Annotated in this window: 20 protein-coding genes; 9 read left to right on the top strand and 11 right to left on the bottom strand. The window is 60.8% G+C overall.

What is annotated here, in order from left to right; all coding sequences use genetic code 11:
* The first annotated feature begins 52 nt into the window (after nucleotides 1-52).
* Together EV688_RS02370 and EV688_RS02365 are read left to right on the top strand one after the other, a co-directional pair.
* A complete protein-coding gene (locus EV688_RS02370) occupies nucleotides 53-478 on the top strand; it encodes a YeeE/YedE family protein (RefSeq protein WP_117314415.1) in 426 nt (141 codons plus the stop codon).
* A complete protein-coding gene (locus EV688_RS02365; protein ID WP_117314413.1) occupies nucleotides 475-894 on the top strand; it encodes a DUF6691 family protein in 420 nt (139 codons plus the stop codon). The genes EV688_RS02370 and EV688_RS02365 overlap by 4 nt, the downstream gene beginning before the upstream one ends.
* Nucleotides 895-929: 35 nt before the next feature.
* On the opposite strand, the gene EV688_RS02360 is transcribed toward EV688_RS02365, so the two are convergent.
* Both EV688_RS02360 and EV688_RS02355 read right to left on the bottom strand, forming a co-directional pair.
* Entirely contained in the window at nucleotides 930-1361 is a 432-nt protein-coding gene (locus EV688_RS02360) for a TerB family tellurite resistance protein (RefSeq protein ID WP_117314759.1), read from the bottom strand.
* A 240-nt stretch (nucleotides 1362-1601) separates the two neighbouring features.
* Nucleotides 1602-3734 (bottom strand): TonB-dependent receptor, encoded by a 2133-nt coding sequence (locus tag EV688_RS02355; RefSeq protein WP_117314411.1) that lies wholly within the window; start codon nucleotides 3732-3734, stop codon nucleotides 1602-1604.
* A gap of 617 nt (nucleotides 3735-4351) precedes the next feature.
* Between EV688_RS02355 and EV688_RS02350 the strand changes: the two genes are divergently transcribed.
* From EV688_RS02350 to EV688_RS02325, 6 genes are read left to right on the top strand one after another with little or no spacing between them, the layout of a single operon-like run.
* Nucleotides 4352-4639: an encapsulin-associated ferritin-like protein gene (locus tag EV688_RS02350; RefSeq protein ID WP_117314409.1), complete on the top strand. Its 288-nt coding sequence runs from the start codon at nucleotides 4352-4354 to the stop codon at nucleotides 4637-4639.
* A gap of 3 nt (nucleotides 4640-4642) precedes the next feature.
* Entirely contained in the window at nucleotides 4643-5122 is a 480-nt protein-coding gene (locus tag EV688_RS17640; protein WP_240624177.1) for an ATP-dependent zinc protease family protein, read from the top strand.
* A gap of 36 nt (nucleotides 5123-5158) precedes the next feature.
* Nucleotides 5159-6067: a 30S ribosomal protein S6--L-glutamate ligase gene (gene rimK / locus EV688_RS02340; RefSeq protein WP_117314407.1), complete on the top strand. Its 909-nt coding sequence runs from the start codon at nucleotides 5159-5161 to the stop codon at nucleotides 6065-6067.
* 4 nt (nucleotides 6068-6071) lie between these two features.
* A complete protein-coding gene (locus EV688_RS02335) occupies nucleotides 6072-7100 on the top strand; it encodes a succinylglutamate desuccinylase/aspartoacylase family protein (RefSeq protein WP_117314405.1) in 1029 nt (342 codons plus the stop codon).
* A gap of 60 nt (nucleotides 7101-7160) precedes the next feature.
* Nucleotides 7161-8276, top strand: a complete 1116-nt coding sequence (locus EV688_RS02330; RefSeq protein WP_117314403.1) for an efflux RND transporter periplasmic adaptor subunit — start codon at nucleotides 7161-7163, stop codon at nucleotides 8274-8276.
* The gene (locus EV688_RS02325; RefSeq protein WP_131917532.1) at nucleotides 8273-11464 is read left to right on the top strand and encodes an efflux RND transporter permease subunit; all 3192 of its coding nucleotides are present in this window, start codon (nucleotides 8273-8275) and stop codon (nucleotides 11462-11464) included. The genes EV688_RS02330 and EV688_RS02325 overlap by 4 nt, the downstream gene beginning before the upstream one ends.
* A 175-nt stretch (nucleotides 11465-11639) precedes the next feature.
* Here the strand turns inward: EV688_RS02325 and EV688_RS02320 are convergent, their stop codons facing one another.
* A complete protein-coding gene (locus EV688_RS02320; protein WP_117314399.1) occupies nucleotides 11640-11849 on the bottom strand; it encodes a cold-shock protein in 210 nt (69 codons plus the stop codon).
* A 408-nt stretch (nucleotides 11850-12257) separates the two neighbouring features.
* Between EV688_RS02320 and EV688_RS02315 the strand changes: the two genes are divergently transcribed.
* A complete protein-coding gene (locus EV688_RS02315; RefSeq protein ID WP_117314398.1) occupies nucleotides 12258-13595 on the top strand; it encodes a DEAD/DEAH box helicase in 1338 nt (445 codons plus the stop codon).
* A gap of 22 nt (nucleotides 13596-13617) precedes the next feature.
* Here EV688_RS02315 and EV688_RS02310 read toward each other — a convergent pair whose 3' ends face one another.
* From EV688_RS02310 to EV688_RS02280, 8 genes are all read right to left on the bottom strand, one after another.
* Nucleotides 13618-15261 carry an acetolactate synthase large subunit gene (locus EV688_RS02310; protein WP_117314396.1) on the bottom strand — a complete coding sequence of 548 codons (1644 nt, stop codon included), beginning with the start codon at nucleotides 15259-15261 and terminating at the stop codon, nucleotides 13618-13620.
* Between the two features lie 125 nt (nucleotides 15262-15386).
* The gene (locus EV688_RS02305; RefSeq protein ID WP_162883756.1) at nucleotides 15387-16559 is read right to left on the bottom strand and encodes an AI-2E family transporter; all 1173 of its coding nucleotides are present in this window, start codon (nucleotides 16557-16559) and stop codon (nucleotides 15387-15389) included.
* Complete coding sequence (locus tag EV688_RS17355) at nucleotides 16556-16840, bottom strand: hypothetical protein (protein ID WP_162883755.1); 285 nt, start codon at nucleotides 16838-16840, stop codon at nucleotides 16556-16558. The genes EV688_RS02305 and EV688_RS17355 overlap by 4 nt, the downstream gene beginning before the upstream one ends.
* Nucleotides 16837-17274: a hypothetical protein gene (locus tag EV688_RS02300; RefSeq protein WP_117314392.1), complete on the bottom strand. Its 438-nt coding sequence runs from the start codon at nucleotides 17272-17274 to the stop codon at nucleotides 16837-16839. The genes EV688_RS17355 and EV688_RS02300 overlap by 4 nt, the downstream gene beginning before the upstream one ends.
* Nucleotides 17275-17278: 4 nt before the next feature.
* Nucleotides 17279-17575, bottom strand: coding sequence for a DUF883 C-terminal domain-containing protein (locus EV688_RS02295; protein WP_117314390.1), 297 nt, complete (start codon nucleotides 17573-17575; stop codon nucleotides 17279-17281).
* Nucleotides 17576-17694: 119 nt separating this feature from the next.
* Nucleotides 17695-18372 carry an isochorismatase family protein gene (locus EV688_RS02290; RefSeq protein WP_117314388.1) on the bottom strand — a complete coding sequence of 226 codons (678 nt, stop codon included), beginning with the start codon at nucleotides 18370-18372 and terminating at the stop codon, nucleotides 17695-17697.
* Nucleotides 18373-18445: 73 nt separating this feature from the next.
* Nucleotides 18446-18760 (bottom strand): hypothetical protein, encoded by a 315-nt coding sequence (locus EV688_RS02285; protein ID WP_117314386.1) that lies wholly within the window; start codon nucleotides 18758-18760, stop codon nucleotides 18446-18448.
* A gap of 10 nt (nucleotides 18761-18770) precedes the next feature.
* Complete coding sequence (locus EV688_RS02280; RefSeq protein WP_162883754.1) at nucleotides 18771-19127, bottom strand: VanZ family protein; 357 nt, start codon at nucleotides 19125-19127, stop codon at nucleotides 18771-18773.
* Between the last annotated feature and the right edge of the window lie 14 nt (nucleotides 19128-19141).

The following is a 19141-nucleotide window of genomic DNA, read 5'->3' as shown; positions in this document are numbered from 1 at the left end:
ACGCGCCATGTGCTCACACTTGGCAACCACAGCAGACCTGCGGACACACCTCATGGTAAACCAATTTCTGGCACCGCTGGCGGGCGGCCTGCTCATCGGCCTCTCTGCCGTCATGCTTCTATTGCTTGTCGGGCGTATCGCCGGCATCAGCGGCATCGCCTGGAGCGCTGTCTCCGGCGCTGCTGACAATGCCTGGCGCTGGCTGTTTCTGCTGGGTTTGATCGGTGGCGGCGCTCTTTATCACTGGATCAGCGGCACCCCCGCGCCGGCGCCCAATCCCGCAGGCTGGCCGCTGGCCGCCGCTGCAGGGCTTGTCGTCGGCATTGGCGTCAGACTCGGCAATGGATGCACCAGCGGGCATGGGGTTTGCGGGCTGGGCTTTCACTCCCTGCGCTCCCTGGCGGCAACGGCAACATTCATGACCACCGGCATCATCACGGTATTTATCCTGCGCCACGTGCTCGGGGGTGGTTCATGAAAGCGCTGGCGGCACTCGTCTGTGGCCTGATGTTCGGTGCCGGTCTCGCGCTGTCGGGAATGACCGATACCGCCAAGGTGCTGGGCTTCCTCGACATCTTTGGTGACTGGATGCCCGATCTCGCATTCGTGATGGGCGGTGCCGTCGCGGTGACCGCCATCGCCTTTACCCTGGTGTTGCGCCGCCGGACGCCCATTTTCGCGCAGGCGTTCTCGCTGCCGCAGGCGCGAGCAATAGACGGCCGTCTGATGATAGGGTCGGCGCTGTTCGGAACGGGTTGGGGACTCTACGGCTACTGCCCGGGCCCTGGCCTGACCGCGCTGATCTATGGCCATACCGGGACTCTGGCTTTTGTCGTCAGCATGTTCGCCGGCATGTGGCTGGCGTCCCGGTGGCTACAGGGGCGTGCGTCCTGACCGCCGACCAGGCCGGACGCCTGTCGAGCCGGTCGCTACTCCACAGCCAGTCCGGCGGCATCCGCGGCCGTCAGGCCCAGCGCCATCGTCACCATGTTGAAGAATTCCGCCTCACCACTGGAAACGTTGCCATCGGCTTTCAGCACTTCCACCAGACCGCGGATAATTGACACGCGCTGCGGTCGGCTGAGTCGCGGCGCAACCTCCGCGAGATATTTGTGCAGCGGCGCAGACTCGTAGAGCTTCGACAATGCGGCTGTGCGAATGTCACTGCTCGAAATGTCCTCGCCAAGGTATTCCTTTATCACAGCCTGTACGCTGGCGATTTCCGCCGGATGCGTGTAGGCATCCGCATCCGTTGCACGCGACAGCACCAGTACGAAAAGCTCACGATACACCTCTTCGTCTGCCGTAACCTCCTGCTCCCGGAAAAGCTTGGTCAGACGACTGAAATTGGTAAGTGGCATTGCGGTATCTCCGTTATTGATGTCGCTCTCCAGCATAATCTTTTCGATCGCATTTGAACACTCGTTGCGCGAGCTGGAAAAGCCCCCCAGACGACGGGCCCGTCGCCTCAGGCTGAAGCTGGGTCGTTGGGGGGGATCTAAGCAGGCGGCCCGTTCAGCTTTCGCAACCCGCGCTATCGTCGAACCGACGACTTTACGCCGCTATGAACGCGCCGTGCCTTCTCTCCTGCCTTGTTACGGCTAGAACATGAAACGCACACCCGCTTCTATGCTCTCTCCGGCCTGAGGCGCGAAATTGCGCAGGAAAGAGGTGCTGAGGCGTATTTCCTCATCGGTGATATTTTTTAACTTCAGGAAAGCCAGTAACTCGTTGTTACCCGCAAACTGCACGCGGTAGTCGACACCGGCGTCCCAACGGGTATAGCCGTCGGTCCCGGTTTCAAAATCACCGGGATCATCCTGATCACTCGCATTGAGGAACCTGACATAGGCGCCCAGGGAGTCACTGCGCCAGGAGAGCTCGCTGCCAATCCGCATGGGAGGCAGCCTCGGCACGTCACCGGCGGAGTCGAATTCGCCCGTAATCATGTCGCCAAAAACACCCAGGCTAACGTCACCACCGGCAACGCGGGCAAGCGCGAAGCTGGACTCAAACTCCACACCATAGAACTTCGCGTCCTCCTGTTCGTAAATGTACACCGGAGTTTCGTCAACTTCCTCGCCTGTATTCAGCAGGAAAATATAATCACTGAAGGTGTTGTAGAACACCGTGAGCTCCGCGAAGCTGCGCTCGGCAGTCCATGTTAGCGACAGGTCGCCGTTGAGAGACGTTTCAGTGCCGATGTCGGGGTCGCCGATTTCGATGACGCCCGTGGCGGCGTGGGTTACGAGCTGCTCATCCGTGTTATTGAGGTTAGAGAACAGTTCCTCCGTTGAAGGTGCGCGTTCTGCACGTGACAAGGAAACACCCAGGTTCCACTCACGACTGATGTTGTAAAGTCCCGACGCCGACAGACTGAAACTGGTGAAGTCTTCTGCGGCGCCGGTCGCCGGATCGCGATCAACGATATCGGCGCGACCACCTACTTCAAACTGCCAGTCTGCAGCGTGGAAATCCTGCACGTAGAACACACCCCATTCCGACGAGTCGGTTTTTGGTACGTAGGCTTCATCACCCACCGCCTCAAACTCGTCAGCGCGCCACTGCAAACCGAGGACGCCATGATTATCGCCCTCGCGCACAAGCTCCAGGCGCCCCTCGTAGGTCTGACGGCTGAATTGTGTCCCGATCTCAACACCCTCAAGCTCCACGTGCTCATAGTCTGTATAGGTCAGAAAGCCTCGCGCTACGTCAATGAGGCCCGGCACGAGGTCGTGTATGTGTAGCTGCGTATCGTAGCGTTCCTGCTTGAGATCGATACGGATAATCTCGTCCTCCTCCTCGCCATGCTCTTCGCCCTCGTGGTCGTGTTCTCCATCGTGGTCGTGCTCTTCTTCATGGCCGTGTTCATGCGCCCCGGGCGGAATGCCGTAATTGGTTTCGAAGCTGTTGTAGGAAAAACCGACAAAATCCCGTTCACCAAAGTGATAGCTGCCGCCGATCGTGAAAACGTCTGCGTCGCCATCCGTATTGGCAATAAAGCCATCGGAGTTCTCGAATTCTTCTTCCTCGTGATCGTGATCTTCTTCGTGGTCCCCACCGTGCCCACCGCCGAGCAGCGCTTCCTGCGTTTCTACCGCTTCCTCATCAATCGCCAGACCTGGAATACTCGTGTCCTCAAAGTCCCGGAACGTGCCGCTGACATGAAACGCAAAGTCGCCGGAGCCTCCCTCGAATTTCAGAACACCCGTGTTCATCTCGGGAGCGTCATCGTAGCGATACTCCACGGCACCCTGCACGCCATCTATACGCTCGCTGGGGATTCGGTTGTCGCGCGTATTGATCACACCGCCAATAGCCCCACCCCCGTAGAGGAGTGTGGCGGGGCCACGCAGCACCTCAACGGAATCCGCCAACATCGGCTCGATGCTCACCGCATGGTCCGGGCTGAGGCTGGACACATCGGCCGCTGCAATGGCGTTGTTGAGATTGATGGTTCGCGGACCACCCTGCCCCCGTATCACGGGTCTTCCGACGCCGGGGCCAAAGGATGCATTGGAGATGCCTGGCTTGTCGCCAAGCGTTTCGCCGAGAGTACTCGCCGCCAGTCGACGCAGTTCATCGCCGCTCAGAACGGTAACGGGGAGAGCTGTCTCTGCCGCTTTTTTGTGAATGGGCGTCGTAACAAGCACGTGCTCCATCCGTGACTCTGGTATCTGTGCCATAGCCTGGCTGGCAGCGCCAACGCAGACCGCAATTAGGGTCTTCTTCATGTCGTTCTCCTGATGATAGAAAGAAAATGTGATGATCAGGAGAGTAAGGGTGGGCCTCGCGCATTGAAGGCGTAGTGGGCAGCGACGATACCCACCAGGGTGACTGATTCAGGTGCTGCGTGTGCCGGGGCGTGGAAGCCGCTCAGGCTATTGCTTGAGATCGCTGCCTTACCGTGATCGAACTGGCATTGAAGACAGTCGGCAACAGGCTTGCCATCGACATGTTGATGGCCGACCAGCCCGAACTGCGCTCCGATAGCAAAAGCCAGCAGGAATACTGCCAACGTTCTGGAGACTCGCTGTCGTTGTGTTTTCCAGCTCATAGCGGCCCGTAGGATACACTGAGTGCGTTGCGGGTCACGACCCCTCAATAGATCGCGTGACCCCGAGCGGCGCAGTATACGCCAATCACGACAAAGAACACCCCTGTGAATTCCGCTTCCTGTCTTGAATGCACCAGCGACGCAGGATCGCTGGTTTTTGCACATAAACCGGCGGCAGGAGCCTGGCTGATTGCGAACGCCGGGCGCAGACTCGTTGCATTGTCCGTGCTGAGGAGCCAGACTATTCGTTTTTGTCGCAACGTCGACGGTAAAAATACACATCAGGGGACGATTATGGCCAATGAGGGATATCACGAACCCGTAAGCGAACTGTCCGCCGCAACTCGCGACATGCATCGCGCCATCGTTTCACTGATGGAAGAGCTGGAGGCCGTAGACTGGTATAACCAGCGAGTCGATGCCTGCCAGGACCCGGAACTGAAGCGTATTCTCGAGCACAATCGCGACGAGGAAAAGGAGCATGCCGCGATGGTGATTGAGTGGATACGCCGTCAGGATCCAAAGTTTTACAGTGAGCTCAGGGACTACCTGTTCACTGACAAACCCATAGCCCACAAGTAGCCCGTGTCAGGCGCCAGCGCTACCAACCGGGACGAAACTCCTGTTCCACCCGGCCTGCCTCGGGTAGGCTGGCGGGAGTGGATCAGCTTCCCGGCTCTCGGTATCGACGCCATCAAGGCAAAGGTCGATACCGGGGCACGCACCAGTGCACTGCACGCCTTCAAGGTGTCTCCTTTCGAGCGGGACGGCAGACTTTATGTCGCCTTCTCCATCCATCCCAATCAACGGGATCAGGACACAGTACTGGAGTGCGAAGCCCCGGTTGTCGACCGCCGGTCGGTGCGCGATTCCGGCGGGCACGCTGAGATGCGTTATGTCATCGAGGCGGAGATCCACATTGGCCCCCATCAGTTGACAGCCGAGGTAACGCTGACGGATCGCGACTCCATGCGTTTTCGTTGCCTGTTGGGCCGCACGGCGCTGAAACGCAACTTTGTGGTGGATTCCGGCCGCTCCTACCTGGTCGGGAAACCTCCCCGCTAGAAAACCACTGACACAGGTCACCGCCCGACCATGAAAATGAAGATAGGCATTCTCTCGCGCAACTCACGACTCTACAGCACGCAGCGGCTGGCAGAGGCGGCTCGCGAACGCGGCCATGATGTTGAAGTCATGGACACGCTGAAGTGCTACATGGATATCAACTCGGCCAGGCCCGCCATTTATTACAAAGGCAAGGCCGTTGAAGGATTCGATGCCATCATTCCGCGCATTGGCGCCTCGATAACAGAGTACGGCACGGCGGTCATCCGGCAATTCGAGATGATGGGGGTCTACTGCCTCACGGAGTCGATCCCGCTGGGACGTTCGCGGGACAAGCTGCGGGCGCTGCAGCTCATGTCGCGCAAGGGCGTCGGCATGCCGGTCACCGGCTTTGCCCACAGCGTGGAGAACGGCCGCGAGCTGATCAAGATGGTCGGCGGCACCCCCGTAGTGCTGAAACTCCTCGAGGGTACGCAGGGGCGCGGTGTTGTCCTGGCGGAAACCTACAAAGCCGCGGAATCCGTGATCGATGCCTTCATCGAGCTCGGCGCTGACTTCCTGGTGCAGGAGTTCATCAAGGAAGCGGGTGGCTCGGACGTGCGCGCCTTTATTATCGGCCGCCGGGTCGTCGCCGCCATGGAGCGCAGCGCCGCGGAAGGCGAATTCCGCTCCAACCTTCACCGCGGCGGCAGTGCACAGCCGACCAAGCTGACGCCGGAAGAGCGGCGCACGGCGGTCAAGGCGGCACAGACCATGGGACTCGCGGTGGCAGGCGTCGATATACTGCGCTCGTCCCGGGGACCGTTGATCATGGAGGTCAACTCCTCCCCGGGTCTGCGCGGTATCGAAGAGGCCAGCGGCAAGAATATCGCCAGCAGAATCATCCAGTATGTCGAGGAGAACGCGAGGCCAACGCGCACCGACAGCCGACGCACTCAGGGATAGAGACATGGCCAGATCACGCGGCGCTATTGACATCGGGGGTATCAGCATTGCTCCCGGAGAAAAAAAGACCGTTGATATCCCGGTGGCTCCACTCTACACGCATGACGACCTGTCCATCAGCGTACAGGTCATACATGGCCGACAGCCGGGACCCATCGCCTTCGTCTGTGCGGCCGTGCACGGCGACGAAATCAACGGTGTCGAAATCATCCGGCGAATGCTCAAGCACCGTTCGCTACGCAACCTGCGCGGCACGCTCCTGGCGATTCCCATCGTCAATATCTACGGATTTCTGAACCATTCCCGCTACCTGCCGGATGGCAGGGACCTCAACCGCTCCTTTCCGGGTTCGGAAGCCGGATCGCTCGCAGCGCGGGTCGCCAACACCTTCCTCCGGGAAATCGTGCTCAAGTGCGATTACGGCATTGACCTGCATACCGGCGCCCGCCATCGGGCCAATTTCCCCCAGATTCGCGCTGACCTGGACATGCCCGGAGCGCGGGCCATGACGGAGGCCTTCGGCGTTCCGCTGGCGATCGATGCGAAGATCCGCGACGGCTCGCTGCGGGAGGCAGCCGGTGATGCCGGCATTCCGGTCATTCTCTACGAGGCCGGCGAGGCCCTGCGCTTCGACGAGATGTATATCCGTGCCGGCGTCTCCGGCGTCATCAACGTCCTGCGGGAAGTGGGCCTGTTGCGCCGCAGCCCCCGCCGCAAGCCGGTGCCCGCACCCATAGTGAGCGACCAGTCGAGCTGGCTGCGGGCCCCGGAAAGCGGCATTCTCAGCACCCTGGTTCCCCTTGGCGCCAAGATAGTGGCGGGAGAAACCGTTGCCGTGGTCGCCGACCCACTCGGCAGCAGCGAGGTGCCGATGGTGGCAACCCACGACGGGGTGGTCATCGGCCGCACCAACCTGCCGCTGGTATACGAGGGCGATGCCGTGTTCCATGTCGCTCGCTACGGTCGACAGACCGCCCTCGTGGAGCGACACCTGGAACAATTTCACGAAGAGTACGAAAGCCAGATTGATTGATGCAATGATATACTCGTCGACTGATTTTCACTGCAGGGCGATGCGCCCCGGTCACCTCCTATGCGCAAAAACCTGATCACTGCCTTTTTGATCGCGGCAGCAATCGGTCTTTGGCTGCTGTCAGGCCTTCTCTCCGGTGACGAAGCCGTCGATCCCGACACCCGGCCCGTACTGGCCGAACAATCCTTCGAACCCCGCGAAAAAAACGAGCTGCCGAGGGTCCGCGTGCGTGAGATCGAGGCGGAACCCCGCATCCAGCGCATCACTCTGCGCGGGCGCACTGCCAATAAGCGCACCGTCGTCGTCAAATCAGAAATCACCGGGGTGGTGACCGAGCGCGCAGTCGAACGCGGTGAGCGTGTGGAGCAGAACGCACTCCTTTGCCGTCTTGCGGATGACGACCGCAGCGCGGCAGTTGCCGAAGCCGAGGCCATGCTGCGCCGCGCCACGCTGGAATATGAAGGCAGTCAGCGTCTGAAAGAAAAGGGGCTGCAGTCGGATACCGCCATCGCCCAGGCCGAGGCCTCACAGGCGGCGGCCGAGGCGGTCCTTCGACGGGCACGGCTCAACCTGGCGCGCACCGAAATCCGGGCGCCGTTCGCCGGCATGGTCGAAGAGATTCACGCCAACAGCGGCGATTACCTGTCTCCCGGTGGTGACTGCGTGACACTGCTGGATCTCGATCCGATGCTGTTGACCGCGCGCGTGACCGAACGCGACGTGAGTGCCATCGAGAAAGGCGACAGTGTCAACGCCCGCATCGCCACCGGCCAGGAGGTGACGGGCATCGTCAGCTTTGTCGGTCGCCAGAGCGACAACCAGACGCGAACCTATGCGCTGGAGGCGACGGTCGATAACAGTGACTACGCGCTGAGATCCGGCGTCACCGCAACGCTGTTCATCGCCCGCGATGAGGTGCAGGCGCACCGGGTCTCGCCGGCCCTGTTTGCGCTGGACGATGCCGGTCGTGTCGGCGTTCGCATACTGGACGATCGTGACCAGGTCGAGTTCCGGCACATCACGATTATTGAAGATACGCCCAACGGCGCCTGGATTACCGGTCTGCCCGATCGCACGCGCCTGATCATCGTCGGCCAGGAATCCGTTGTTCCCGGACAGCGTGTCGAGCCCGTCACGGAAAGCGGCACGGTCGCCTCCCGGAGCGCGTCATCATGAGTTTTATAGACGCCGCGATCAATCGCTCGCGCAGCACGCTAATGCTCATGGGCGTTATCATCCTGTGCGGGCTTATCGCGCGCTCCATCCTGCCAATAGCCAACGAACCCCACATAGAAGTGCCCTTTTTCTATGTGGGCATCATGCACGAGGGTATCTCGCCCGAGGACGCCGAACGCCTGCTGATACAGCCGATGGAAACCGAACTGCGAAAGGTGGAGGGCATTGATGAAATCACGGCGATGGCATCCGAGGGCAATGCCACGCTGTTCATCGAATTCGGCCCCGAGCAGGATCTCAGCCAGGCACTGACAGACGTGCGCGAGGCCGTTGACCGCGGCAAGGCCGAGATTCCGGCCACGGCGGAGGAGCCGATCGTTCGCGAAATTGAAATCGACGAGTATCCCATACTGCAGATCAGCCTGATCGGTGATGGTGCCCCCGAGCGCATCGTGTATGAAACGGCACTCATGTTACGCGACCGGATAGAGACTATACCCTCAGTACTCAAGGCCGACCTTCAGGGCCACCGTGAGGAACTTCTGGAGGTGATCATTGATCCGGAGGCTCTGGATACCTACCAGATATCCAGTGAGACACTGATCAACACGCTGCAGCGCAACAACCGGCTGATCCCGGCGGGCAGTATCGATACCGGCAGCGGGCGTTTTTCCGTGAAGGTACCCTCCATTGTGGAGCGCCCGGAAGACGTAATGAGCCTGCCCATTACCAGCTCTGGCGATACCGTGGTCACATTGCGCGAAGTCGCCGAGATCCGCAAGACCTTCAAGGATCGCGACAGCCACGCCCGCGTCAATGGCATGGACGCCATATCGATTGCCGTGCGCGCCCGGGCCAACGGCAATATCATCGAGACAGTCGACGCATTACGTGCCCTCCTGGAAGAGATGCGCCCCGAGATACCCAGCAGCATCAAGGTGCTCACCACGCAGGATCAGGCCGAGTTCGCAGGGCTGCAGGTCACGGAACTCCAGGGCAACATCTTTACGGCCCTGGCGCTGGTCATGATTCTCGTCGTGGCAACCATGGGCTTTCGCAGCGGCGTGATCGTCGGTCTCGGTATTCCTGTGTCGCTGCTGTTTTCCGTGATCATCATTTATCTGCTGGGCTACACCTTCAACTTCATGGTGATGTTCGGCATGCTGCTCGGGCTGGGCATGCTGATTGACGGTGCCATTGTGGTTACCGAGTACGCCGACCGCAAAATGGGTGAGGGCATGGACCACCGGGCCGCCTACTCAGAGTCGGTAAAGCGCATGTTCTGGCCGGTCACCGCGTCCGTGGCGACAACGCTCGCGGCCTTTCTGCCGCTGATCTTCTGGCCGGGCATTCCCGGAAAATTCATGAGCTTCCTGCCGGTCACCGTGTTCACGGTCCTGGCCGGCTCGCTGCTGTATGCCCTGCTGTTCGGCCCGGTGCTGGGCACGGTCTTCGGGCGACCCACCGTCCATTCCCGTGCGGCAGCCAAGGCCATGCAGGAGCTCGAGAGCGGCGATCCCACAACCCTGCCGACAGTGACCGGCGGCTACGCCCGCTTCCTCGCGCGCGTATGCGCCAGGCCCGGCCTCACTCTCATGATCGTGCTCGCGGGACTGATGAGCATTTTTGTCGCCTATGGCAAGTACAGCAAGGGCATGGTGTTCTTCTCGGACTCTGACCCGCAGTTCATACAGGTGTCGGTTCGCGCACAGGGCAATTTCTCAGCCGACGAGGTCAACGCGCTGGTCTATGAAGTGGAGCGGGAGATTCTCGAGATACCCGGCATCGAGGCACTGAACTCGCGCACGATTCTCCCCGGCGGCAACGGCATGGGGCGCGGCGCGATGAGCACCGCAGATCGCATTGGCTCCATTTTTATCCAGCTGTTCCCCGAGAGCGAACGCAACATCAAGGGGCGCGAGATCATAAAGGAAATTCGTCGTCGCACGGATCCGCTGGCGGGCATCACAGTGGACGTCATGGCTCAGGAGCAAGGCCCACCGGTCGGCAAGCCGATACAGATAGAGCTGCGCTCACCCCAGCGCGCTCTGCTTGAGCCCGCCCTCGCCCGCATCAAGGAGTACATGCAGTCCCTGCCCGAGCTGGTGGATATCGATGACACGCTGGCGCTGCCGACCATCGAGTGGCAGATGGATGTGGATCGCGCCCAGGCCGCTATTTACGGTGCTGACGTCTCCTCCGCGGGAGTCGCGGTGCAGCTGGTGACCAACGGCGTCAAAGTGGCGGAATACCGGCCGGAATCCGCTGACGATGCGGTTGACATTCGCGTACGCTATCCCCTGAATGAGCGCGGTATCGGCGCCATGGACGATCTCCGCATCAGCACTGCCATGGGGCATGTGCCGCTGTCGAATTTTGTGACGCTGCAGCCCTCGCCGGGTGTCGACACCTTTGAGCGTATCGACGGGACACCGGTAGAGCGCATACGCGCTGATGTCATTGATGGTGTACTCGCAGACAGCATGGTCCGTGACATCGAGTCCTGGCTGAACACACAGACCTTCGATCCTCGCCTGGATATCCGCTTCCGCGGCGCCAACGAAGAGCAGTCAGACTCCCTGGCTTTCGTGCAGGTGGCCTTCCTGCTGTCACTGCTGCTCATGTTCATTCTGCTTGTCACGCAGTTCAACAGTTTCTACCAGAGCGCACTGATTCTGCTGGCGGTGATCATGTCAACTGCGGGCGTGCTTCTTGGCTTACTGATTCTCGACAAGCCTTTCAGCGCCATTCTCTCAGGCGTTGGCGTCGTTGCGCTGGCGGGCATTGTGGTGAACAACAATATCGTCCTGATTGATACCTTCAACACCGTACGCAGAGAGCAGCCCGGCCTCAGCACGGCGGAGGTCGTAGTGCTATCGGCCTCGCAACGTCTGCGGCCGGTTCTGCTCACTACTGTGACGACGGTTTTCGGCTTGCTGCCACTCGCGTGCGGCCTGTCGGTGGACCTGATCAACCGCAGTATCACTGCCAGCGGCCAGATGGCCACTTTCTGGGGGCCACTCTCCCAGGCGATCGTGTTCGGCCTGAGCTTCGCGACCATCCTTACGCTGATCGCAACGCCAGCCATGCTGGCGCTGCCCGACCATCTGCGCGGCAGGTTTGCCGATATCCGGGCCCGGTTCAGCGAGCGAAGCAGTGACCCGGGGCGCCCCGTTACATCAGCGTGACACAGATGCCGGCATGAGCAGCCGGCGGTCATAGCCTGTTAGCCCGCCCGGCTTGCGGGCAGTCGAGGTCCCTGATATCGAGCACATGCCTGATATCAAGCACAAGAAAAAGCGCCCACAAAAAAACCCGGCTGGCTTTCGCCAACCGGGTTCCTGCTGTCACTGTGCTATCGCGTTACGCAATAACTTCAATATCAGACGCCTGGGGGCCTTTCTGGCCCTGCGTGACATTGAACTGCACTTTCTGACCTTCCAGAAGGGTTTTGAAACCTGAACCGCTGATAGCGCTGAAGTGTGCAAACACGTCAGGGCCTGATTCCTGCTCGATGAAGCCAAAGCCTTTTGTTTCGTTGAACCACTTAACTGTACCGGTAACTGATGCCATTTTCTACATTCCTACTCATTCATTGATTGTGCCCACAAGCGGGCGTTCTTGCTTGAAGTCATGCTGGGCAATATGAACAAACAGGACGGGAAACGACAATCTGACCCGTAGTAATGAATAGCGACCTTGAAGTGGCTGTCCCTACAATGGGGGCAGATAGAGCGTACACGAACTAAAGCGACATAAATGCTTGCAACTATCAAACGCCTTGAACATTAACACCGAATGCGGGGATGTGCACGCTTTATTTTCACAGATTGTCCCTGCGACTTGCTGCGTGACCCGGGCGCCTGAATGGATAACGTTACGGGCAGTTGCAAAGGCCGGACGATAGCGTATCCTGCGCACCTCGACACTTGCTGACAGTGTCTTCCTGTTCGTCAGCATCCAACGTTAGGGATCCTGACGATGAAATTTACAGACCTCGGTCTGTCTGCGCCGCTATTGCAGGCGTTGACCGACAAGGGCTATACCAGCCCCTCTCCGGTTCAGGAGAAAGCCATTCCCCTGGTTCTTGCTGGCCATGACCTCATGGCGGCCGCCCAGACCGGTACCGGTAAAACCGCCGCCTTCGTTGTTCCCATGCTCCAGCGGCTCGCAGAGGGCACCCGCACCCGCGACCGCCAGGTGCGTGCCCTGGTACTGACACCCACCCGTGAACTCGCGGCTCAGGTGCACCAGAGCGCGGTCGACTACGGCGCACGCAGTGAACTGAGCGCCTCCGTGGTATTCGGCGGCGTAAAAATCAATCCGCAGATCGCGAAACTGAAACGCGGCAGTGACATCCTGGTCGCCACGCCGGGTCGCCTGCTCGACCTTCACCAGCAGGGTGCGGTGGCATTTGATCGCGTGGAGATCCTGGTGCTGGACGAAGCCGACCGCATGCTCGACATGGGTTTCATCCATGACATCCGTCGCATCGTCGCGCTGATGCCGAAGAAACGCCAGACACTGATGTTCTCTGCCACGTTTTCCGGCGAGATCCGCCGCCTGGCCGAGGGTTACCTCAACAACCCCAAACAGGTAGAGGTTGCCCCGGCCAATGCCACAGCGGACAGCGTCGAGCAATGGATTTATCCGGTCGACAAGAAGCGCAAGCCAGAGCTGCTGTCTCACCTGGTTCGCAGCCGGGACTGGCATCAGGTACTGGTATTTACCCGCACCAAGCACGGCGCCAACAAGCTGACGAAAAAGCTGGAAGACGACGGCATCCGTGCCGAGGCCATTCACGGCAACAAGAGCCAGAATGCCCGCACCCGTGCCCTGGACGGCTTCAAGCAGGGCCGCATTCAGGCGCTGATCGCTACGGACATTGCCGCCCGTGGACTGGATATCGCCCAGCTGCCGCAGGTGGTGAATTTCGATCTGCCGAATATCGCCGAGGACTACGTCCATCGCATCGGTCGCACCGGCCGTGCCGGTGCCAGCGGGCATTCCTATTCGCTGGTGTCAGCGGATGAGGCAGACTACCTGTACGGTATCGAGCGCCTGATTCGAAAGACGCTGCCACGAGAGGAAATTGACGGCTATGAGCCAGAGCATGCACTGCCGGCGGCAGGGGTACGCCCTCCTCCCTCGGCGCGCAAGCCCGCTGCGGCACAGCGGAGCGGACGTCCACCAGGACGCGGCGGAGCCGCGGGCAAGCCAGGCGGCGGTCGTCCCGGTGGGGCCCCGCGACGCAGCGCTGGCAGCCCGAGAGCCGGGGGCGGACGCAGCGGCGGTCAGCGCGGCGGCGGCAACCGGTAGAGCGTTGCGCGGCGCATGCCGGTTACAGCGCGCGACTCAGTGCCGGTATCGTTCTGTGCAGCGTTTCGTCGTTGAGTGAGTAGTCCACCGGCACGTCGATCACGTGCACGGCGGGCTCACCCAGACAGCGGGTCAGCAGCGGCTCCAGCTCGGCACTGTCAGCCACGCGCCAGCCGCGTGCGCCATATGATTCGGCGTACTGCACGAAATCCGGGTTGCCGTAATCCAGCCCATAGTCAGGGAACTGCATCTGGGCCTGCTTCCACTTGATCATGCCGTAAGCGTCGTCACGCAGTATCACCACGACCAGATGCAGCTTGAGACGGACAGCTGTCTCCAGTTCCTGGCTGTTCATCATGAATCCGCCGTCACCCACCACGGCAATCACCGGTCTGTCCGGATGCACCAGCTTCGCCGCCATTGCCGACGGCAGCCCCGCGCCCATGGTGGCGAGAGCGTTGTCCAGCAGCAGCGTGTTCGGATGCGCTGCCGGGAAATTGCGCGCAAACCAGATCTTGTAGACCCCGTTATCCAGCGTCACGATACCCTCTGGGGGCAGGACATCACGCACTACCCTGACCAGGCGCTCTGGCAGCATCGGGAAGCGCATGTCCGCCTCCGCCTCGGCACGATGGGTTAGGTAGGCATCGTGCGCGCGGCTGAAGAAATCGAAAGACCAGTCATCCTGAACGCTGATTTTTTCCTTGATCTGCCAGATGCTGTTGGCAATATCGCCCACCACCTCCAGCTGGGGAAAATACACCGGATCAACCGCAGCGGTCTCGAAGTTGATATGCATAACCTGGCGTTTGTCCGTCGCGCGCATGAAAAAGGGGGGTTTTTCGACCACATCGTGACCGATGTTGATGATGAGGTCAGCCGCACCGATGACCCGGTGCACAAAATCGCCGTCTGATAACGCGGTATTTCCCATGAAGCGGTGATGCTTCTCGTCCAGAACGCCCTTTCCCATCTGCGTGGTGATAAACGGAATATCCGTTTTGTCGACAAACTCGCGCAGCATTTTTGCCGTGAGCTTGCGGTTGGCGCCGGCACCGATCAGCAGCACCGGCGACCTCGCCTGCTCGATCATGCCAACGGCGGCGTCAATGGACTTGTATTCGGCGATGGGGCGGCGCACCGCACTGGCGGCAAGCAGGGGGACATCGGTCTGCTCCGCCGCAATATCCTCGGGCAACTCAATATGCACAGCGCCCGGCCGCTCCTCATGCGCCAGGCGAAATGCCTCGCGCACAATGGACGGCACGCGATCACCGCTCACAACCTGCACGGTATGTTTGGTAATCGGCTGCATCATGTCCACCGCGTCAATGACCTGGAAACGCCCCTGCTTGCTGCTCTTGATCGGTTTCTGTCCCGTGATCATCAGCATGGGCATGGCGCCCAGCTGGGCGTAGGCAGCCGCAGTGACCAGATTTGTCGCCCCCGGACCCAGCGTCGACAGGCAGACCCCGACATTGCCGGTAAGACGCCCATAGGTCGCCGCCATGAAGCCCGCGGCCTGTTCGTGCCGCGTCAGAATCAGCCGGATTGACGAAGTTCGGAGGGATTCGAGCAGATCGAGATTTTCCTCGCCGGGAATGCCAAAAATGTATTTCACGCCTTCAGCTTCCAGCGCGCGGACGAACAGGTCGGATGCTTTCACGGGTAGCCTCACGGTAGTGATGTGTGCCCCGATTCTAACGCGGTTTGCGCAACGGGCGTATGCTGCCTGCCTCGCCACGCGGGGAATCGCGCAAGCGGCAGTCCGTGCGACCGCCAATGCCTTGCTCAGGCGCGGGTTTCTATCAGGTCCACCCAGTGATTCATGACGCGGGTCTGTTTCGCCGCTATCTTGATGCAGACCAGCATCGGCACGGCGAGCAGCACCCCCACGGCACCCCACAGCCAGCCCCAGATGACCAGCCAGACAATGATAATCAGCGGGTTCAGCCGCATTCTGCGGCCGAGGACAACAGGCGTCACGAACTGGGCTTCCAGCATGTTGATGCTGAAATAGACCAGCGCCGGCAACAGCGCCGACAGTGCGAGGCCGTACTGCACAACACCGGCGAGCGAGAGCAGGATCACACCGATCAACGGCCCCACGTAAGGCGCAAAGTTGAGCATTCCCACCACAGCGCCCCAGAAAAGCGCGTCCTCGACACCGAGGGACCAGAGCGCGGATGCGACGACCAGACCCAGGCCGGCATTGATGACGCTGACGGTCAGGATATACCGCGAGAGCTCCCTTTGAATGGACTGCATCAGGTCGATGCTGTGCTCTTTCTCGCGAATGTGCGGGAAGACGTTGACCCAGGTGACAAAAAGCCCGGAACCGAAAATGAGGAGAAACAGAATCAGCATCAGGGCAGTGAGCAGCTGGGCGATCATGACCGGCGCCGCGCTCAACGCGGCAATCATGGCTTCCAGTCCCCCCTGCTTGAGTTTTTCGCTGATGCCCGGGTCTGCGTTGCTGCCTCCGGAGACGCCTGCAGCATCCGACTCATCGTCGCCGAACAGACCAAAAAACGTAAAGCCTTGCGGCTCGGGCGGTGTCGGCGCTTCCCCGGGAGCCAGTCGCTGCGTCAGGTCCTCCACGTGCTGACTGAGTTCATCCGCCAGCCGGGGAATCGCTGTCGCCCAGCGCTGTGCCGGCTCAGCGAGCTGACTCGCCAGTAAACCCAGCGGCCCGCCGATAACGCAGAGAATGAGGATGGCAGACAGGGTTCGCGGCACATAAAACCGCTTCAGGGACTCCACCAACGGGCTCAGCAACAGCGCGAAAAACAGCGCCACCACCATGGGCATCAGCAGCGATCGGGCAAAATACACCGTGTAGAGAACCGCCAGCACCGACAGGCAGCGCAGGGCCAGCGTGACACCCTGCCCGCTGCCCTGGCGGACTTCCTGGTGACTCGCTTCCGGGTGACTCGCTCCCGGCTGGCCATCGCCGGGGCTCACCGACCGGTGACGCCGATGTCGGCGAACACACTGCCTGCCGCGATGCGCGCAAGACGCAATCCGGAAACGAGCAGCGAGGAAACCATGCCGGATGCCCCTGCCCACACGCCCACGCGATGCGTGACAACGCCAGTAGTGAAACCGACCGCGAGCAGCCAGGCGGGATGCACGCGCTGCAGGTGATCCCGCCGCGAACGCGCCGCACGATGCAGTTTCAGTCTGCGTTCCTCGAGCACCGCCTCGGCAGACTGCAGTTCCCGCAGTTGTTGTTTACGACTCATTTCCCCTGCCCTGTCTCGCCGCTGTTCGCGGCCTGGCTGTGCATCAACGCCCGCCACTGGCGCCGGCTGGCCGGAAAACCCAGACTGCTCTGGAATCGGCGGGCGGCACGCGCCAGCAAAAAAAGAGAGCCCAGCTGCAGCAAAAGAAACGTGGTCAGGCCCAGTGTGACAGACTCGCTGGCCACCACTGCCAGCCAGGCAAGCAGTGCGCAGAAGCCCAGCCACGCCAGCAAAATCAGCGGGATCATCGCCAGCACCACCATGAGAAGCCGTTTCGCATCGGCAACAGCGAGCCCAAGCTCCAGGCGCAGCACTGTCGCCAGCTGCTCCATGACAGCAACGGCCTGGCTGCCCAGTGCGAACCAGGCCTGCAGTTCCGCCGCTGCCCTGTCGTTTTGCGCGCCGCTGTCGTGGGGATCCGCGTCTTCGGGCACAGAGCTACTTCCGGGACAATAACTGCGACACTAGCAGTCCGGCAAAAAATGCGAGGCCCAGGGTGGCTACGGGCTTCTCGTGCACGTAGCGCTGAACTTCCTCGCCGAGTGCATCCGCCTTTTCCCTGCCTTTCAGCAGCTGCTCCATCGCATCGTTCTTGAGATCCAGCCCGGCGGCCTCGGCAGCACTTCGAAAATGCCCCTGAGCCTCCAGCATGTCGTTATAGGCAGCCAGCACGGACTCTCTGCCAGCATCCATCTCTTTCTGCCTGTCGGACGTCGTCTTGTCATTTGCCGCCACGATAGTCTCTCCCTGTCAGTTGCCTGTTGGTTGCACTTTGTCGGCACCGATCACGGCACCGATCACGGCACCGACTGCCCTTGAAGAGTAGCCCATCCGCCAACGAACCGCACGCCGCGTCATCGTCGCACCGACTGTCCGAGGCCAGACAGCCAGACAACCACCTCATGCTCGCTGCACACATCGCCGTACTTGGCATCCATATCAAACAGATTGCTGGCGTGAGGCGCCGGGTGCCTGTCACCACAGGCTTCCTCGACGACAATCGGAATGAAACCGTGCTGACAGCTGTCGACACAGGTTGCCCGGATGCAGCCACTGGTCGTCACACCCGTAATCAACAGCGTATCGATACCCATGGCCGTGAGAGTGGAAGACAGGCTGGTTGCAAAAAACGCACTTGCATACTGCTTGGAAATGACCAGTTCGCTCGCGGCAGGCTCGAGCCCATCCGCCCAGGCACCCATGGGATTTCCGGCCACGAAATGACGCAGCGGCAGTGCTTTCTGAAAGAAACGACCGCCATTCATCCCCGACTCGTGGAACACGACATTCGTGTAGATGACCGGAATCTGCGCTTCGCGGGCCGCCGCCCGCACCCGAAGCGCAGCATCGAGCGCCGGCTGGACGTCCGCATACAGCTCGCAATCCCTGTCAAAATACGCCCGCACAAAATCCACCAGAATCAGTGCCGGTTTCCGTCCGAACCCGATTCTGTTGTCGTAGGCGCGTCTGTAACTCTGCGCGAGACTTTCTGCGTGGTCGTCGTCAGGTTCGTCGTTTCTGCTGTCGGTCATGGCTCGGCTTCCCGGGTGACTGCAGGGCATGGGCATGATGGCATATTCAGGCAGGAATGCAGAGCAAGGCAGTTCAACGCGAGTGCACCTCCGCTTCGTACGCGTCTATCGACGCCCGCTTGCGCACGAGCAGCCAGCGGAGGAAGGTCAGGCTCGCGGAAATGGCGATAATGTTGGCGACCGGCGCAAAGTCACCTTTGAAGACAGCACCGGACCAGACGGCAAAAACTGCGCCGAAGACGATCCCAAGGGCGCCAGACAGCCCGGCACTGGTCCCGGCCGCCTCATGGGCATCGTGTATGCCAGCACGACTTACAACCGTACCGGTGCTCACACCTATGGCCCGCAGAACGAGGGAAGACAGTGCGGGTTGCGGCGTTACGGACATGCGGGCTCCCTCACCGTCCGGCGAATCGGCGCAGAGCGCTACCCAGCCACGCGCCTAGCGACAGACCCGCGGCATTGGCCAGCATGTCCGCGACTTCAAAAAAACGCCCCACAAACGGCTGTACAAACTCGATAGCTATGCTCCACATCAGAAACAGAGCGATCAACGGCAGCACGCGTCCGCCGAGCGCCAGTGCCGCGGGAATCACCGCGAGCCCCCACGCGGCAAGGTGCAGAAACTTGTCACTGCCGGCGACAGACGACCCTGCCGGCAGTGGCAGTAGCGACAGCGTGGTCAACACAACCAGGGAAAGAATCGACAGGGCGCGCCAGTATCGAGCGATTACCGCGAGGGGCTCAATCAGCACGGAATGCCACGACC

The sequence above is a fragment of the Chromatocurvus halotolerans genome (genome assembly GCF_004340525.1).
GTDB lineage: Bacteria > Pseudomonadota > Gammaproteobacteria > Pseudomonadales > Halieaceae > Chromatocurvus > Chromatocurvus halotolerans.
This window is presented reverse-complemented; position numbering and strand designations above follow the sequence as displayed.

Excerpts from the sequence above, each read along its gene's own strand:
- EV688_RS02315 (WP_117314398.1), top strand. The coding sequence starts at position 12,258 with ATGAAATTTACAGACCTCGGTCTGTCTGCGCCGCTATTGCAGGCGTTG.
- rimK (WP_117314407.1), top strand. The coding sequence starts at position 5,159 with ATGAAGATAGGCATTCTCTCGCGCAACTCACGACTCTACAGCACGCAG.
- EV688_RS02285 (WP_117314386.1), bottom strand. The coding sequence starts at position 18,760 with ATGTCCGTAACGCCGCAACCCGCACTGTCTTCCCTCGTTCTGCGGGCC.
- EV688_RS02355 (WP_117314411.1), bottom strand. The coding sequence starts at position 3,734 with ATGAAGAAGACCCTAATTGCGGTCTGCGTTGGCGCTGCCAGCCAGGCT.
- EV688_RS02290 (WP_117314388.1), bottom strand. The coding sequence starts at position 18,372 with ATGACCGACAGCAGAAACGACGAACCTGACGACGACCACGCAGAAAGT.
- EV688_RS02365 (WP_117314413.1), top strand. The coding sequence starts at position 475 with ATGAAAGCGCTGGCGGCACTCGTCTGTGGCCTGATGTTCGGTGCCGGT.
- EV688_RS02330 (WP_117314403.1), top strand. The coding sequence starts at position 7,161 with ATGCGCAAAAACCTGATCACTGCCTTTTTGATCGCGGCAGCAATCGGT.
- EV688_RS02320 (WP_117314399.1), bottom strand. The coding sequence starts at position 11,849 with ATGGCATCAGTTACCGGTACAGTTAAGTGGTTCAACGAAACAAAAGGC.
- EV688_RS02360 (WP_117314759.1), bottom strand. The coding sequence starts at position 1,361 with ATGCCACTTACCAATTTCAGTCGTCTGACCAAGCTTTTCCGGGAGCAG.
- EV688_RS02350 (WP_117314409.1), top strand. The coding sequence starts at position 4,352 with ATGGCCAATGAGGGATATCACGAACCCGTAAGCGAACTGTCCGCCGCA.
- EV688_RS02325 (WP_131917532.1), top strand. The coding sequence starts at position 8,273 with ATGAGTTTTATAGACGCCGCGATCAATCGCTCGCGCAGCACGCTAATG.
- EV688_RS17355 (WP_162883755.1), bottom strand. The coding sequence starts at position 16,840 with ATGAGTCGTAAACAACAACTGCGGGAACTGCAGTCTGCCGAGGCGGTG.
- EV688_RS02370 (WP_117314415.1), top strand. The coding sequence starts at position 53 with ATGGTAAACCAATTTCTGGCACCGCTGGCGGGCGGCCTGCTCATCGGC.
- EV688_RS02335 (WP_117314405.1), top strand. The coding sequence starts at position 6,072 with ATGGCCAGATCACGCGGCGCTATTGACATCGGGGGTATCAGCATTGCT.